Annotated in this window: 9 protein-coding genes and 1 pseudogene; 1 reads left to right on the top strand and 9 read right to left on the bottom strand. The window is 52.9% G+C overall.

Features of this window, described 5'->3' with window-relative positions:
* Nucleotides 1-361: 361 nt before the first annotated feature.
* The 3 genes from HO274_RS00410 to HO274_RS00400 all read right to left on the bottom strand — a co-directional run bounded on the left by HO274_RS00410 (nucleotide 362) and on the right by HO274_RS00400 (nucleotide 5,256).
* Nucleotides 362-2,257 carry a UvrD-helicase domain-containing protein gene (locus HO274_RS00410; RefSeq protein WP_273120514.1) on the bottom strand — a complete coding sequence of 632 codons (1,896 nt, stop codon included), beginning with the start codon at nucleotides 2,255-2,257 and terminating at the stop codon, nucleotides 362-364.
* On the bottom strand, nucleotides 2,254-4,581 hold the full coding sequence (locus HO274_RS00405) for an AAA family ATPase (protein ID WP_273120513.1): 2,328 nt from the start codon (nucleotides 4,579-4,581) through the stop codon (nucleotides 2,254-2,256). Before HO274_RS00405 ends, HO274_RS00410 begins: the two co-directional genes overlap by 4 nt.
* 129 nt (nucleotides 4,582-4,710) lie before the next feature.
* On the bottom strand, nucleotides 4,711-5,256 hold the full coding sequence (locus HO274_RS00400; RefSeq protein ID WP_273120512.1) for a hypothetical protein: 546 nt from the start codon (nucleotides 5,254-5,256) through the stop codon (nucleotides 4,711-4,713).
* A gap of 253 nt (nucleotides 5,257-5,509) precedes the next feature.
* Between HO274_RS00400 and HO274_RS00395 the strand changes: the two genes are divergently transcribed.
* Entirely contained in the window at nucleotides 5,510-6,805 is a 1,296-nt protein-coding gene (locus HO274_RS00395; protein WP_273120511.1) for an IS701 family transposase, read from the top strand.
* 529 nt (nucleotides 6,806-7,334) lie between these two features.
* On the opposite strand, the gene HO274_RS00390 is transcribed toward HO274_RS00395, so the two are convergent.
* From HO274_RS00390 to ggpS, 6 genes and pseudogenes are all read right to left on the bottom strand, one after another.
* Complete coding sequence (locus tag HO274_RS00390) at nucleotides 7,335-7,949, bottom strand: DUF4276 family protein (RefSeq protein WP_062188176.1); 615 nt, start codon at nucleotides 7,947-7,949, stop codon at nucleotides 7,335-7,337.
* Complete coding sequence (locus HO274_RS00385) at nucleotides 7,946-9,178, bottom strand: AAA family ATPase (RefSeq protein ID WP_031595217.1); 1,233 nt, start codon at nucleotides 9,176-9,178, stop codon at nucleotides 7,946-7,948. The genes HO274_RS00390 and HO274_RS00385 overlap by 4 nt, the downstream gene beginning before the upstream one ends.
* Nucleotides 9,179-9,238: 60 nt before the next feature.
* The gene (locus HO274_RS00380; RefSeq protein ID WP_273120510.1) at nucleotides 9,239-9,424 is read right to left on the bottom strand and encodes a hypothetical protein; all 186 of its coding nucleotides are present in this window, start codon (nucleotides 9,422-9,424) and stop codon (nucleotides 9,239-9,241) included.
* A 16-nt stretch (nucleotides 9,425-9,440) separates the two neighbouring features.
* Nucleotides 9,441-11,741 (bottom strand): annotated as a pseudogene (locus HO274_RS00375) (restriction endonuclease); the annotation flags it as partial.
* A 341-nt stretch (nucleotides 11,742-12,082) separates the two neighbouring features.
* Nucleotides 12,083-13,603, bottom strand: a complete 1,521-nt coding sequence (locus tag HO274_RS00370; RefSeq protein WP_273120508.1) for a SulP family inorganic anion transporter — start codon at nucleotides 13,601-13,603, stop codon at nucleotides 12,083-12,085.
* Nucleotides 13,604-14,059: 456 nt separating this feature from the next.
* On the bottom strand, nucleotides 14,060-16,315 hold the full coding sequence (ggpS, locus tag HO274_RS00365; protein WP_273120507.1) for a glucosylglycerol-phosphate synthase: 2,256 nt from the start codon (nucleotides 16,313-16,315) through the stop codon (nucleotides 14,060-14,062).
* Between the last annotated feature and the right edge of the window lie 211 nt (nucleotides 16,316-16,526).

Raw genomic sequence — 16,526 nt, 5'->3', positions numbered from 1 at the left:
TCTCTTGCTGTTTTTCCAGAGTCTGGATCAACCATTCCAATAATGGGCTATTTACATTCTGAGGTTGGATAGAGTCTTTCAGGTCGGTAAAAATTTCACGCAGTTTCGTGCAAAATATGGTTGGCTCTGAAAGCTATCCAGATAAATCGTCTGTCGACAGTTCGGCCGTAGCTGCCGGTCGCACTGTCTTGACAGAGGGGTCCACTTCACACTACCAATAACGAATGGCTACTTTTCGCGACGATGACCCTCAGGATCAGCGCTAACTCAACGATCGCTTTCCGGGGCAGGCATCGACCACGCGGAGAGGCAGCACCCGACCCTAAGCGCGCCACCAAAATCTCGAGAACGGCCGTTTTCGTTAAGGCACCTCGGAAAGTACTTCGTCCGCAGAGAACCATTCATTTGTAATGACATGCGCCCGAACTACAGTGGGGTCGGAAGAATAGGTCACGAGAGCCAAGCTAGATCGAGCACGACTGCAGGTCACATAGAATAGGCGCCGCGTGCGATCGACGGAGGTTTCCTTGCCCTCCCTGGTATTCTTGATGTCGGCGGCTGTGGGCGCTTTAGCGCCTAACAGTTTGTCGTAACCGAACAAAAATCCTCGGGCCTCCCCGTCGTCCATCAGGACCATGACGCGCTCGAACTCCAACCCCTTCACCCCCTGATGGGTATCAAATGGAGCCTCGTGCGTGACGTACGCCGCGTATGGTGCGATTTCCGAGAATTCGCAGTCGAGAAACGTAACGAGTGCTGCGATCTGAGCGCTGACAGGGTCAGCCTCTTCGTCGTCGGGTGTCTCTGCCGGCACAACCTGCTTCGCAGCCAAGGCGGCTCTGAGGCTGTCAGGGATCGCGAAAAGATTGGTTTCGGCGATGTTCGCGGCAATCGCAGCGCAGGTGGGTTCGCCATTGGCCCAAAGGGCCATCAAGCTGTCGATGGCAGCCTGAGCGACGCGGATCTGCGCAATAGGCTTGTCGTTACCCTTCAAGGTTTCCTTGCTCAGCAGCGGGGAGATTTCCCGCACTAGTTTGGTCACGGCGAACTTATCGCCATTCTGTTGAGCGGTGACTAGCGGTAGGACGTGGTGGGTGAAGAACCGGGTTGGGGCAAAACTGCCGTCGAGGAAGCCCGTCCGGTAATCATCCACGGAAGCCAGCGCCTCGAACATCTGCAGAAAGCCCATTCGCCGGGCTGCCATGTGATGCTCCAAAGTCAGTATTTTGCATTTGCTGGCGTCAGTCCAGTCCAGATCGCCCGTCAGCACCGCCATATAGTCACGGGCCCTCCGCTCCAAGGCAGGCTTGTCCGGTGCATCGACCGGAAACACAAAGAGCCGCGCCCAGCCTTCTAGCTGGTCATCGCGCGGCTCCTGCTTGTGATTATCGGCGCAACTACGAATCTGATTTATCAACCGCACGATGCGCCGGGGGCATCGGTGGTTTAGCTTTTTCTCCGGCGTCGCCCAACTATGGGGTATCTCATTTTCTATCCGCTCTTTGCCATCCGGGTAGATGCGCTGCATCGTGTCGCCGATGAGGCCCAGGCAGAATTGATCGGCATACGCCTTCTGCACCACGAGCAGCGCGTCAATGAGTGCGCAGTTCGTGTCCTGGCTCTCATCAATCAACAAGAACGGAAACTTCTCGACGAACATGCGCTGCATGAGCGGTTTCGCAAGCAGGAACGTCGAGAATATCTTGATGACCTCGCTGTGGTTCAGCGCGTTGCACTCGTGGTTGTCGTCACCGGGGTTGTAGGTAAAGGTCTTAATGCCGGCGAGTCGGTCTAACCGGCGCTTCTTGGACTCGATCTGGGCTTGACGGGCGGCCGACGCCTTGGTGCCAGCTCGCCCCTTCTCCTCTTCGGCTTGAAGGTCGGCGATCTCGCGCTGCAGGTTATCTTTCAGCCAAGCGCGGATGTCTGTATTGAACACCTGTATCTGGGACCAAGCGAAACTGTGGATGGTACTCACCACGAACAGCGGATCGTATTTGGTGCGCCGCGTAATCTCGTCGCATGCTGCATTGGTGTAGGTGATAACGGCAACCTGCCGTCCGCGCAGACGAAGCGTATCGCAGTAGGTCTTCGCCAAATAGTTCAGCGCGTGCACAAGTGAGCGCGTTTTTCCCGAACCGGCGCCAGCGAACAGGAAAAAGCTCGTGGGCTTTTCTAGGCTCAGGAACTCGGCCAGTTCCTCTTCTACATGATCGTCGAGCGTAACGTTCGACGGTGTTGTGGCAACATTGTTCACGCCGCAATTCCCTCAGGAGCAGCGGTCGCCTCGACGCCTTCTTCGCCTGCCACTTGAGCGAGCCCCAGCTCGACCTGTTTGTGCTCAAGCTGGGCTGCCAGCCACAGCAAACCATCGCGGATGTAGGCCGGGGGTTTCAGCGAAAGCGGGTCTTCGATCTCGAGCAGGTCTAGTGCGAATTCAGCTTTTCCCCCATCCTTGAGCGCGGTCTTGAGTGACACACTCAGGGCATTCAGATCGGCGCTATCTGTGATGGCGGTGCGAAACTTGGCGATGAGACCGGTCCCTCGCAATGTCTTAAACAGATCGAGATTCGCCATCACTATCGCGTCTTCCAGGGTGTAGGAAAGCGCTTCGGCAGTAGCGCCTTTGAACGTCGCCTGGACGGGCGACTGGTAGGCAACGCGTACTGAGAAATTCTCGTCCGCATAGGTTTTGACCTTCTCGTTCTCGGGCTTGTCGAGCAGCGGGTCGAGGTCGTTGATGACAGGCCACCACGTCCGCAGGGTGGTATTGCGGGTCGTGCAGCCAGCGCCCCGCACCGGCGGCGCGCTGGCGCCCTCGGCATCGCAGGAATCGATGTCGGTGATGACCAGCGTGGTGAGCCCGATTTTCTCGATCAGGCTGCGCAGCTTGTGGGCATGGCTGCCGCCGATTTCAAGCCAAGTGATGTAACTCTCCGAAAGCTTCTCGAACTCCCGATGGTAGTTCACAAAATTGGGCACGAGGATTCGTTCGGCCGGCCCCTCGATCAGGACTGCGGCATCGGCAAAGAACAGGTCGCAGTGGGTAACGCGCAGGTAGCGGGTCACGAAGCGCTTGGTGTCTGGATCGGCGCCGAACGCGTTTTCCAGGTTGACCACACACGAAGTCGGGATGGCATTTTCGCCGCCTGCTAGGCGGCGAAAATAGCGCAGGGAATCAAACTCGCACTCGTGGGCGATGTGGCTCGAATGCGTGCTGACGACCATCTGCGTCACGAAATTCTGGCTCCCACCGAGGTAGACGTGGTTGCGCAGAATCTTGTGCGCTTGGCGGATGAAAACCTGCTGGACCTGGGTGTGAAGATGCACCTCTGGCTCTTCGATCAGCACCAAATGCAAAGGTGGGACAATCGTGTCCTCGGAACTCTTGTACTTGGCCTTGCCAACCCTCATCCAACTGTCTCGGAAGGCCATAAGGCGGAAGACCATAGAGATGAGGTTCTGGTAACCCAGTCCGTTGGAATCCTCCGGTAGGTATAGGTCGATGGCGTTTTCGCCGTCATGGATTGGCACGACAAATTGCACGGCAGCGTCGTGGTTCAGTCCTTCAACGGGGCGCAGTCGTGTCGAAATGTTCAGCTTAGGATCCGTAACGCCCGGATAGCCGAGTTTGTGCATTTCCTTGAGCGGACTCTTGAAGCCGTCGCTAAGCCGCAGGTTGAAGGCTTTCTGGGCTTCCTCGATCGCCTTGAGTGCAAGGAGGTCTTGCGCGTCCGGATTCTCATAAGGATCGAGATGGCGAATGTAGTACTGGCGGAGTTGACCTGACAGCTTCCGCGACCCGCTGATGGTAACGACGGCCTCGTCGTCGTTGTCCTCACCCGCCACACCGAAGCCGCGCTGGGCACTGATCTCGTCGATGCGAATGAGACCGCGCAACGGGTCGCCGTCGATTGGCTCACTTCCATTGAGCGCCTGTGGCTTGGCAATGCCATGCTCCGGATCAACGCAGCCGGCCGGATCGAGCACGTAAGCACTAACCGTGAAGAACGCTGCCAACCGGCGCTGCAGGAACTCGACAAGGTTTTGCGGCCAGATTGCCACCTGAAAATCGGCTGCCGCCTTGCCTTGCTCCGCAGCCAGGGCAGCGCCGGTCGCCTGCAGTGTCAACGCCTCGGACCGTGCCGTTACATATTCGTACTGGAGTTGCGCGGCGTCCTTCGGCTCGAGGCGCATGCGCACACCCAGCCGTCCACCATCCCAATCGAGGGTAGGCAGGATCTTTGGGACGTAGCGAACTTCGTTATCGGCAACATGAAGCCAAACATCGAGGAATGGCAACACCGGATCCCATTGAGGCTCGGGCAGCGGCAGGTTCGCGACATGCGTCGCCTCCCAGGCAGCGCCCATCGCGTTGATCGTTGGCCAATGGGTAAGCGTGAAGTCATTGAAGCAAAAACTAGATCGCTCTCGATCGACGAGGAAATAACGCAGCGCCATGATGGCCGAAGTCTTTCCACTGTTGTTGGCACCAACAAAAACGGTTCTTTCGGCAGAAAACCCAACTCGGGTCGATAATAGTTTTCTAAAGTTGGCAATCTCAACGAATTCGATGCGCATGGCTCGCTTCCTAGCCTAGGTTATAGAAGAAGATTATGCTCCAAAATCAGTCGACGATTACGCACAGAGTGTGGGTCTGAATTTCAAACCTGTGGTGCTCGCCGGTCACGATATCCCAATACCTGTCGTTCAGCGGCACATTTTGGCGACGTGCTCAATCCGATTCTTGACTGAAACCGGGACATTTGACTGGATTGCTTTGAATAGTGCTTCAGCTACTGTTTGCGCCGCATCCAGGTTGAACACAAATCCCGAATTTTCAACGATATCATGACCAAATAGGTAGGTACTAATTGCTCCTATACGAACCGACTTGTCATTCCCTTTGCCGCTTAGGTACTCGTCGATGTGAGAAATAACATTTCTGGCCAGACGCAAATTTGGAAGCGCGTTCTCGAAGTCAGCAATAGCTGGCTGCAACGAGCCCGCAGTCATTGGATCGATTAGACGAGACACGGCGAGCAACCTTTCGAGCGACAGAATCAAGAACTCGGCGTCCGAGACTTGTTGAAGGACGAATTGGTTCCCGGATTCCATGTCTACCGCGAAGTCTCGCAGTCTGCGAATTTGAAGATCAATCGTCCATAAGGCCCGGTTGGCACAGCTTCGCAAGTCTTCGTATCGCGCGACTTCGCGTTCTTCGTCCATCGGGTCTGTGGTTACGGCTGGTTCCATGGAATCGCAATTCTCAACGAATGAAGTGAACGATATTGATGCCAGTTTAATCGATTTTCACTGAACTTTAGACATTCGCGGGTTTTTCCAAATACCGAAGGCACCCATCTGCGCGATAAATATTTTCAAAAAATGCAAAAAACACTTGACATGAAATCCGATTTGCGAGGTCGCTGCGCTACCCGCTCGGGGTTGTTTTTGAAGCGGGTAGCGCAGCGACCAATGAAGGGTTTTCAACCCCTGATCCCTCTTCATGTCGCTCACCTCCTCGGTCTGTCTGCTGCTCTCGGAATGGATTTCCTTTCTTTTGGCCGCCGTTCCACCCCGTTCCCGCCGAACCTTTGTCGAACTTCTGATCGGTTGCATGCTCAACCCGGAAGGCTGGGTCACTCGTGCCATCGGTGCCATTCGCCGCGAGGCGCACTGGACCACCTACTACAAACTGATCGAGCGGGCGAATGTCTCGGTCGCCGACTTGTCCATTCAATTGCTGCAATTGACGCAAAGAGTTTTTCCAAACGAGCTGGTCAACCTGATCATCGACGATACGCTGGTTCCTCGTTGCGCGAAGAAAGGGCCGGGGATCAGCGTCAAACACGATCACAGCCACAAGGCCAACCGGCCCACCTTTTTGAACAGCCAAGGTTGGGTCACACTGGCCCTGGTGGTGCGGGTCCGATTGGGTTCGGCGCTGACCATCCCAATTCGTTCCTGGTTGGTCGAAGAATCCGGCCAACGCGGCAAACTCTGGGTGGCTCGGCAGTTGATCGAGTCGGTCAGAGGGAATGTCAGGGAAGCGCGTCTGCTGATCGATGCCTGGTTCATGCGCAAGAGTTTGATTCTGCCCTTGCTCGAACAGAGGGTACGCATCATTGGTCAGGTGCGACGGGATACGGCACTCTACCTGCCTCCGGAACCAGAACCGAAACGCCGGGGGCCGAAACGAAAATACGGGCAGCGGCTCGATGCAGCCATGCTGGATACATTGCCAGCGCAGGAAATGAATCTGATGCTGTACGGCAAACTGCAATTGGTCCGGCTGCGCTCGGCCATCACCGTGGCGCGATTCCTGAAGGGGGTGCCCGTGCGGGCGGTGTGGTGCGAGATGCGTCAGGACGACAACACCTGGTCGCGTCCGCGCCTGATTCTGGCCACCGAGACGGAATTGTCGGCTCAGGCCGTGGTGGAAATCTACGCCGAACGCTGGGGTATCGAGCCTTTGTTCCACAACCTGAAGCGATGGTGGGGGGTGACGAACCTGTGGCAACAATCGAAGGGGGCTCTGGAACTGTGGATGCAGATTCGCTCCACAGCCTATGCCTTGACCCAATTGCTCGCCCTGAAACTGTGGGAATCCTTTCCGTTGATGGAAATCGCGCCCTGGCGCAAGGGAGCAATGATCACGGCGGGACTTTTCGGTCAGTGGATGCGCATCCAATTTATCGGACTTCCCGTACGCCATGCCTCACCTTGTGCGCACAGCGACAACCCGAAGTCGGGGAATTTCGTGATGCCTTTCCCCACTCAGGATCAACGATTGCAGTGCTGAGGCACGCAACCCCCTGTCCGTCATTGTCGAATCGTCCTGTTTTTGTGTTTGCTCCACCTCACCACCATGGAAAAGCAGTTCGCAGGGACGAAGCGACGCTTCGCAAAATCCTGGGTGGCTGGGAGAGGCGTATGTATGTCTAAGGTTCAGTAACTTCTATAACAACTTTCCGGTGTAAATTTGGTGTAAAACACTGCCAACTGATGCATTCCTTTGGAGTGCAACGTATTGTTTTTTTAAATAGTTAGTTGATTAAATTATCGTTCAATGGCCTTCACACGGCAGGGGCCACTGGTTCGATCCCAGTACCGCCCACCATAAAATCACATACAAATCAATAAGTTAAAATAACATAATTCTTGACGTTTTTCCCATAAGTTGTGTTTTTTGAAGTTTCAAGCCTCTCACTGCCCCCGTTTTGTCCCCGTTTTTCTCATTTCGTCTCACCCAAACTCATTCTGATTGTCCCAAAATTGTCCCCATCCATCAGAACAATAGAAACCACTCCCTTGATTGCTCCCAAGTGACTTTAGATCACTTCCAACAATGCTTCTCTGAATACCTGAAAACTTCGTGATCGATTAAGTTGCGGATCGATTCGTTCACCAAGAATCCGAGCCACTTCGATTTTTCTTAAACCATTTTTAAAGTAACCGGATTTTTTCAATACCCGCTCGAACGCCTCCCAAGTCCCTCCAGGAATGGAATCTGGATCGCGAAATCCTTCCTTTCTGATGATGGTTGCATTTGTCCTTGGATATGCCTCACGCACTGCCTCCCAATCACCGAAATACCACGCCTCCAATTCTTCAATGGCAATACGGTTCACAACTTTCCAGTGCCCATTATTTTGGTTTGATCGGGTACTCAGCCCTGCTTCTTCAGCCACTTTTTCCATTTTTTGCTTCAAAACAGAACAATCATCGTCGTCACGATCCACAATGACCGCGATGAGTGATGTTTCCGGAAGCCATCCTGCGTACCCCCTTAAGCGGCTCGGCAATTTACAGAGTAGATCATCTTTACATTGATATGAATAGATACTAAAACTCACATGAACCGGTAGCATTCTTGGGAGCAATGACTGCAAAAATGCTTCCATGGAAGGTTCTTCCACCAAGATTTCCAGATGGTCAACAGTCATGCTTTTCCCCGTTTGCGAAGTGATGGACCTCCTTGATTGACCATGGGATCACCTATGCCAAAGCGTCCTTCAAGCCACAGATGTCCTAACGATGCCCCCTCTGAGATGAATTCGGATATCCCCTGAATATCAGAGGCGCGAACAATCTGGGTATAACCATGATCATCCCGATATAGGATGCGCACTTCATTAGGACGGAGTGCATTAACAAAAAAGGGAGAGTGAGTTGTGATCAGCAGTTGTCCTCGCTCTGAAGCCGCACGACATTCTTCTGCCAACTCGGGTAGCAGGCGGGGATGAAGAAAATTCTCCGGTTCTTCGATTCCGATGAACGAGGATGGCGATGGGTTGTAAAGCATCACAAGGTAGGCCAGCATTTTGAGGGTGCCATCGGAAGCGAAGCGTGCCAGAACCGGATGTTCGAACGGCGTATCCTTGATCTGCAAAAGTAAGCGCCCATCCGGCATCGCTTCTGCAAGTACCCGTTCGATACGCGGCACTCGCGAGCGCAATACCTTAAAGATATGCTCTAGCCTGTCTGGATATTGCTCGGCAAGAAATTGAATGACATTGGCAACATTATGGCCAGTCCTGGATAACTTTTCCTGTGGACCTGCCTCCGGCTGACTTCTTGTTTCATCGACAGAAAGGTAGGAAACATACCATCCCGTGATGAAATCCCTTAGCGCCGCCACTCTGGGATGATCAGCAAACTGTCCCAACGCATTCACTGCTACTAAATCTGGTGACTTTAGAGGAATTTCAATTCGTGTATCCTGTTCGTCCGGCAGTTCTCCGCTAATGGCGCGACCTAAACCTTCCTTGTAATCTAGAAAGCGGAAGGGCTTGCCACGCTTTCCACGACGCCACTGCAACCACTCTTCGACCACAATCGGGACGCCTTTCCGTTCATCTACCGCCAGATGATAAGTGATCACTGGAAAACCTGGCTCCCTATACTTGATTTCAATCACCACCGGACCCTCACAACCCCGAGTCTTCAATTCCTTGGAGCGACCCCGACGATCCCAGGCTCTGCGCAAGCCAAGTTCGAAACACTCCGACAAAAATGCAAATACATCAAAAACCGTGGATTTGCCGCTGCCATTTGGACCGAGCAAAACCGTCATCGGAGTTATCTCTTTCAACTCGACCTGCTTGAGGGCTCTATAATTTTCAACGCGCAAATATGTGATTCTTGCAGGCTGCACTTCTTTTTCATGTTTCATGGGGCTATCCCTTACATAAAAGTCATGCTGTTCAACATTACACTTTAAAAATCCATTTCCTCACGCATCAATTCCAAAAATTGCTGGCAGTCCATTGACAATCTTCACGGTCTCCAGACTGACAGTGATGACCCTCTGGACCAACTCAAGGGGGTAACGCGGGTTCTTCATGGTTTCCACCGCCCAGTCATTGGCATCCGACACGATCCCGCTGTCCTTGTCTGTTTTGAGGCACTGGCGCTCCACCACCCAGTCCAGCGCAGGCTTCCCGTTCCAAGGGGTAGTCCGGGCTCTCCAGAATCCCGGTAATGCGGTCGATGTGGGTATTGGCAATCTTGGCAATATCGTTGGCCCATTCTTCCCAGTGGTGGCGGTTCCCCACCTTCTGGACCAATTTGGCATAGATGGCCCGTTCAATTTCTCCGATCTCGAACTGAAGTTCGCCCTGATCTTCGTTGGGATACCGCTTGGGCGCAGGTTCGCCAATGGTAAAACCACCTTTCCCCGCCTCGCTGTTGGTTTTTCTCTTGGGTTTTTCCTGCTTCTTCTGGATTTTGTCGGTGATGGCGATGACTTCTATCTTCCGAGGATCACAGCCAGTCAAATTCGGTTTATTGACCATGGCATCAAAACGGTCATCGTGAGAGCGCAGAGCCTGTAAAACCTGCCACACCACGGCATAGGTCTTGTTATCGTTCAGGGCTTTGTTGGGTTCCACACCTGCGGGAATCACCACGGGAAGGATCACATAACCCCGTTTCTTGCCGGGGGCATTACGCATCACCCGGCCCACCGACTGCACTACATCTACCTGAGAATTCCGGGGAGTCAGAAACAACACGGCGTCCAGGGCGGGAACATCCACCCCTTCGGACAGGCAGCGCACATTACTCAGAATCCGGCAGGTGTTGTCCGGGGACTCTGCCTTGAGCCAGGAGAGTTTTTCATCCTTCTCGCTGGCATTCATGCTCCCGTCCACATGCTCCGCTTCGCAGGCCAGTGGAGAAATCACCTGTTCAAAAGTTTCTTCGCTCTCTTGATAGGCATCCACCACGGCCTTGAACATCGTGGCGATCTGCTTTGAACTGACCTTGTGGGTCTTGGCTCCTTTCTGGATTTCAATCACCTGACAGAAGGCTACGGCCCGGCGCATGGCTTCCCCATCGTCACCCTGATCCATCAGGCCCTGCTTGGACAGGGCTTTCCAGCAGCCGATGATCTTGGCAGCGTCGTCCACCTTGAGTTGATTATTCTCGTCTTTCCACAACGCCTGTAAACGGCGATTCACATGGGATTCTTCCACCGCCAGCACGATCACCTTGTAATCTACCAGGAGGCCCCGTTGTACCGCTTCGGAGAAGGTGATGACGAACAGTTCCTTTCCGTACAGGGCTTCATCATCCATGGAACAGAGGGCTACATTCTCCGTCTCGGCTTTGCTCTTGGCTATTTCCCCATAAATCCGAGGGGTGGCAGTCATGTAGATACGCTTGGCCCCTTTTATGTACTCCCCGTCATGAATTTTGACGAAAGCGCTTTCATCCTCCTGATCAAAAATGGCCCCTGTAGTGCGGTGGGCTTCATCACATACGATCAGGTCAAAATCAGGAAGGCCATGCTCCTTCTGCGCCCGGTGTATGACCTCAATGGAGTGATAAGTGCTGAAGATCACCGTCATCCCCTGGTCATCCCGTCTTTTATGAACGGCCTGAGCCAGATTTCCCGCACTGGTGGTGGCGGGGTAACGAAGTTCATGGAGCAAGGTTTCAACCTTATCTTCCTCCAGATTCTTCCGCTTTGTCTTACCCACATCACTGTCTGAGCAGACGGCAAAACTGTGCAGTGGAAGATCACTTTCCTGTGTCCATTCCGTCAGGCTCTGGGACAGCAGGGACAGACTGGGCACCAGAAACAGTACCTGTTTTCCCCGTCCAGCCAAAACCTCGGCAATTTTGAGACTGGTGAAGGTCTTGCCCGTCCCGCAGGCCATGATGAGTTTGCCCCGGTCGGCATCTGCCAGTCCATGCTGAACGGCACGCAAGGCAAACTTCTGGTGATCCCGCAGCACTTTCCTCGGTTTGAGGGTAACCGTGGTATCCGGCTGGTATTGGGACCAGTCAATGGAACTGTTCTCCAGATCCGCCAGGTCAATCCTGCTGACGGGAATCAACTGTCCCTGAATGGCATCTTCGGCGTGGTGACTCCAATGCAGACAGGTGCTGAAAACAACCCGGTGGGTAAAGATGGTTTTACCCGAAACCGCCAGAAAACTGTCGATGTCACCCTTCTGGAGTTTGTAATCTTCGGCATACAGTTTGCACTGGATGGCGTGAAACTCTCCCGTCCCGCGTACTTCAGCCACCAGGTCGATTCCGCTGTCCTGACCCGTTCGACCTTGGCGATGTGCCCAGTCCTCATACATCCAGGCGTCTTGGTACAGGTCCCGATATTTGGGTTCCGCCTTTAAATAACACAGGATCAACTTCTCGAAGTAGGTCCCTTTCTCACGCTGGGTCTGGGCAATCTGGCGGTAAGAGGCGAGCAGGTCAGACAGGGCAGTCACGGATTGTCCATTCGGTCTGGGTAAAAATTCGATGGTAACCCACCAGGGATTCATGTGGACAGAATGGCCATTATTTTTTTGGGCTATTTGCAATCAGAGGTTGGATCGGACTATTTTTTTGATCGATCGAAGCTGATTAAAGACTCGCCATCCTGATTGAAATTCGACCTTTGTGCCTGACCTTCGAAAAACGCAGTTGGTTGGGCCTATTGCTGAAACGGCAGTTCTGAGGCGATTGCGGTCACACGTCCACCCAGATATGCTGTCATTTGAACGGCTGCTTTATTGCTGACAAAAGACCGTCAACCTAATGGGAATTCGCGAGATTGAATGCCTGTTGATCATCCAAGGCGGTTGTCCGCTGGATGATATAGCGGGTCTTCCAATACGTTCACCTCGATCATGCCTTTAGCTTTGTTGAGCAATTCCAGGCAATCGGGACTCAGGTGGCGCAGGTGCAACTTCTTTCCTCGTTGAGTGTAGCGAGCAGCCAATAGGTCGATGGCTTCCAGTGCAGAATGATCTTTGACGCGGGCATTCTTGAAATCAATTACCACCTCAACAGGATCGTCCTGAGGAGAAAACAGCGCAATAAAATTTTGTGTCGATGCGAAGAACAGTGAGCCATGCAGGTCATACACTTTCCAGCCATGCTCCTCGGTGGTGACGTGCACTTCGATGTTCTTGGCGTGCTGCCATGCAAATACCAATGCTGAAATGATCACACCGACGATCACGGCGATGGCAAGATCCGTCATTACCGTTACCGCAGCTACCGTGATTACAACCAACAAGTCAGCGTGAGGTACTTTCCCGAATAGACGAAAGCTGCCCCACTCGAATGTTTTTTCCGACACAACGAACATCAAGCCAATCAGTGCAGCTAGCGGAATCATTTCGATCCAATGCGAGGCGAACAGAATGAAGCTCAGCAAAAATAGTGAGGCAGCGATGCCGGAGAGATTTTTCACTGCGCCGTTGGTGACGTTAATCATGCTCTGCCCGATCATCGCGCAGCCACCCATGCCGCCAAAGAAACCGGTGACAACATTGGCTACACCTTGACCAACGCAGGTGCGATTTGGTTTGCCACGCGTTTGCGTCATGTCGTCGATTAGGTTTAATGTCAGCAGCGATTCGATTAGGCCGATTCCAGCGAGGATCAGGCCGTAAGGAAAGATGATCTTCAATGTATCAAAACTCAGCGGCACGTCGGGCAGGTGAAATGAGGGTAGCCCGCCTTTAATGGAAGCCAAATCACCTACCGTTTTTGTGTCGATACCGGCAAAGATCACCAACGCCGAGACGGTCGCAATGGCTGCTAACGTGGATGGAATGGCAGTAGTTAGCTTAGGCAGAAAATAAATGATCATCATGGTTAACGCGATCAATCCCAGCATGGTATAGAGCGGTGTGCCCTGCATCCAGTTCGTCGTACCATCGGGAGCGGTGACTTTGAAATGCCCCATCTGCGCAAGAAAGATCACGATGGCTAGACCGTTCACGAAGCCCAGCATCACCGGATGCGGCACCATCCGAATAAATTTGCCAAATTTGGCCAAGCCGAACAAGATTTGCAGCACGCCCATCAGCACCACCGTGGCAAATAGATATTCCACTCCGTGGGTCACCACTAACGCCACCATCACCACGGCCAGTGCGCCTGTGGCACCAGAGATCATGCCGGGACGCCCACCAAACAGCGAAGTGATAAGACTTACCATGAATGCCGCATACAAACCTACCAGCGGATGTACGTGCGCCACCAGCGCAAAAGCAATCGCTTCGGGAACCAGCGCCAGTGCGACGGTTATACCACTTAATAAATTGGTTCTGGCTTCGGAAAGATTTTTGATGTCCATCGATTTTCTCTAACAAATAAAAGCACCGCCCGCACATGCATGGGGGCAGCGGAACTGCGAAATTAAATTGGGATGTGGCGGCCTGCGACGTACAGGCGTTTGGAGAAAAGGTGAGTTACATCGGTATTGCTCAGGCTGATTAAATCGTTGCGTGATTATACACAACAGCTTGTTGATAAGACGGTGGATTATGATGCCTTGATGGTGACGCGTAATGCACCACGCTGGTTACAGATGTTGGTCAAGCATGGGTTTGTGTCAGCACCCGCCTGAGCCAACCTCTTCCTTAATTTTTTGATTTGCGGTCACGTCAGGTCAGGATCATGCTCGTCCAAAATCACACATCTTTCACATTAAAAGTTGTTGAGGGGCTGGCGAACGGCCGCTAGAGCCTGTTCACTTCAAGCCTACGGAGTCACCATGTCTTGACCGTTGCAGGCCATGTCATTCCCACCATCAACCAGCGTTCACCGCATTCAGGAAAGTTTCACCCCAGGCACGTACATCATTGGTACGCACGATTGAAACCAGACGCGACATGCGGTATGCGCGATCATCCGCCGCCAGCGTGAGCGCTGAGTGGAGGGTTTGCACCATACTGGTCGCATCATAGGGATTGGTAAGCAAGGCACCGTGCAATTCCACTGCGGCTCCTGCGAATTCGGACAGCACGAGGGCTCCATTGCCACCAACGCTCCCCTGCGTTGCCACATATTCTTTTGCCACCAGATTGAGGCCATCGCGCAACGGCGTTATCCATGCCACATCGGCGACGGCATAATAGGCAACTACCTCTTCGTAGGGAAGCGAACGGTAAAAATATCTTACCGGGGTCCAGTCAAGCGTCGAAAATCGACCGTTGATGCGCCCGACCAACTGATCGACTTCAACGCGCAACGATTGGTACACTTCCATGCCCTGCGCCGCTGGGGTTACGAAATTCAGTAAGACCACTTTGGCAGCCAGTTCCGGATGTTTGTCGAGCAACGCCTCGAACGCAAGCAATTTTTCGAGCGAACCTTTCACATAGTCGAGCCGTTCGAGCGAAAGAATGGCAGACCGTCCGGCCAACTCAGTGCGAATGCTCTTGATTTTGCGGCGCACCGAGGCCTTCTGCAAGATGTGATCGATCTGGTCACAGTCGATCCCGACAGGATGTGCCCCCAGGCGAATATTTCGACCGGCCACCTTTATGCCACTGGTCGCCGAGTCAACGCCAAGTGCACAGCCGTAGGTAAGAAACCGGGGGGCACACGGCGTCGTATCCAGAATTTCAGTGGGCGCATAACTGCGCACAGCATCGACAAAATTTTCGACATAACGTGGAATATGAAACCCAATGTAATCACATTGCAACAAACTTCCGATGATTTCTCGGTGCCAAGGAATAATATTGAACACATCCGATGAGGGAAAGGCCGTGTGATGGAAAAACGCAATCTTCAAATCGGGGCGAAGCATTCGCAAAAACGCGGGCACCATCCACAGGTTGTAGTCATGCACCCAAACCAGACCGCCCTTGGATGCCTCAGCGGCGGTTTTTTTGGCGAAAATTTCATTGATTTCTAGATAATGCTCCCAGTGCGTGTGCTGAAATATGGCTTTGTCAGAAAATGAAAAAATGATGGGCCAAAATGCTTCTTTGGAGAACTTCTTGTAAAAAAGGTCGATATCGTTTGTCGTCAACGGAATACGGGCTGCACGCAGGTTTGGATAACGTTTCTTGTCCACAGCGACCCGCGCATCGAACCCGTCTGGTTCGCGAGTGAGTTGTTGCGACCATGCAACCCACGAACCGGTAATCCCACTTGAAAAAAAATTGAGCAAGGTAGGAATGATGCCATTGGGACTCTTGGGTCGTTGTCTCTTCCCCTCGCTGGTCTCGTCAAAGGGAAGGCGGTGATACACCATGACCAGATCAGCCTCCCCCAGATAGTCGGCAATCGCGGGTTTTTCACCGCTCAGCAACTGATGATGCGTCAGTCCTTCGAGAATCCCCGCGCACCCATCACCCACGGCAAGATGAATGTGTTCCAGTTGCCGCACGGCTTCAACCAAGGCAGGTTCGGCATTACCCACGACAACACCATGAAATCCGGTCGTAAACATTGACAAATCATTGAGCGAGTCACCTGCCACCAGTATGGTTTCAAAGTCAAATTCAAGTTGTTCGCAAAGCCGTCGTAAGGTAGAGCCTTTTCCGATATCCTTGGGAAGTACATCAAGATATCGTTGTGCGGAGAAAAGAAGTTCACAGCCCAACTCGTTAACGGTGCGCCGCAATTCATCGTCAATCCGACCTTCCTGTACAAAGAATGAGCATCGGCGCTCCTGTGGTACGGTTTGCTGCTCAAGGTAGGTAAACGGAACCAGTGCCTCGAGTACTTTCTGGGTGCCCGGCCAAGCTGCGGCAATTTCCTGCTGCAGTGGCATGACCGCCAGCAGGCTATCACCATAAACGACGGTTGCACCCACGTCGGCAATGATGTAATCGGGTCTTGGCACAGTAGGGTCATTCAAGACCGGCAACACCGACTCAAGACCACGACCCGTCACAAAAATCAGTTTTGAACCTGGCATGTTCCCTCTAAACAACTCGCGCAGATGACGACGAGCAGGCAGCGGGCCGGCCAGCAAGGTACCATCCAAATCAGTGGCCAATACCAGAAACTCAGTCGGATTCAACTTTGGAAAATGCGTCTCAACTTTCATGTTTCCCTTCTCCTTTATCCCCCCCGCACCCGCTATCCTCTGGCATGAGCCAGAAAAGCGCAAGGTTGTTACAGGTTCATCTTGAAATATACAAGCAATTATTATACCAAAACCATGGATAACTATTATCATAATGATTTAAATGGATTTTATAAATATTACCAGGGGATCAACTGGAGTTTTATACTTTTACCCCAGGCAATATGTCGCT

The organism is Ferrovum myxofaciens (assembly GCF_013181415.1).
GTDB lineage: Bacteria > Pseudomonadota > Gammaproteobacteria > Burkholderiales > Ferrovaceae > Ferrovum > Ferrovum myxofaciens.
The sequence above is the reverse complement of the archived record's forward strand: the minus strand, read 5'-3'. Positions and strand labels throughout refer to the sequence as shown.

Bases quoted from the DNA above. Each gene is read 5' to 3' on its own strand.
- HO274_RS00405 (WP_273120513.1), bottom strand. From the start codon at position 4,581: ATGCGCATCGAATTCGTTGAGATTGCCAACTTTAGAAAACTATTATCG.
- HO274_RS00370 (WP_273120508.1), bottom strand. From the start codon at position 13,603: ATGGACATCAAAAATCTTTCCGAAGCCAGAACCAATTTATTAAGTGGT.
- ggpS (WP_273120507.1), bottom strand. From the start codon at position 16,315: ATGAAAGTTGAGACGCATTTTCCAAAGTTGAATCCGACTGAGTTTCTG.
- HO274_RS00395 (WP_273120511.1), top strand. From the start codon at position 5,510: ATGTCGCTCACCTCCTCGGTCTGTCTGCTGCTCTCGGAATGGATTTCC.
- HO274_RS00400 (WP_273120512.1), bottom strand. From the start codon at position 5,256: ATGGAACCAGCCGTAACCACAGACCCGATGGACGAAGAACGCGAAGTC.
- HO274_RS00390 (WP_062188176.1), bottom strand. From the start codon at position 7,949: ATGACTGTTGACCATCTGGAAATCTTGGTGGAAGAACCTTCCATGGAA.
- HO274_RS00385 (WP_031595217.1), bottom strand. From the start codon at position 9,178: ATGAAACATGAAAAAGAAGTGCAGCCTGCAAGAATCACATATTTGCGC.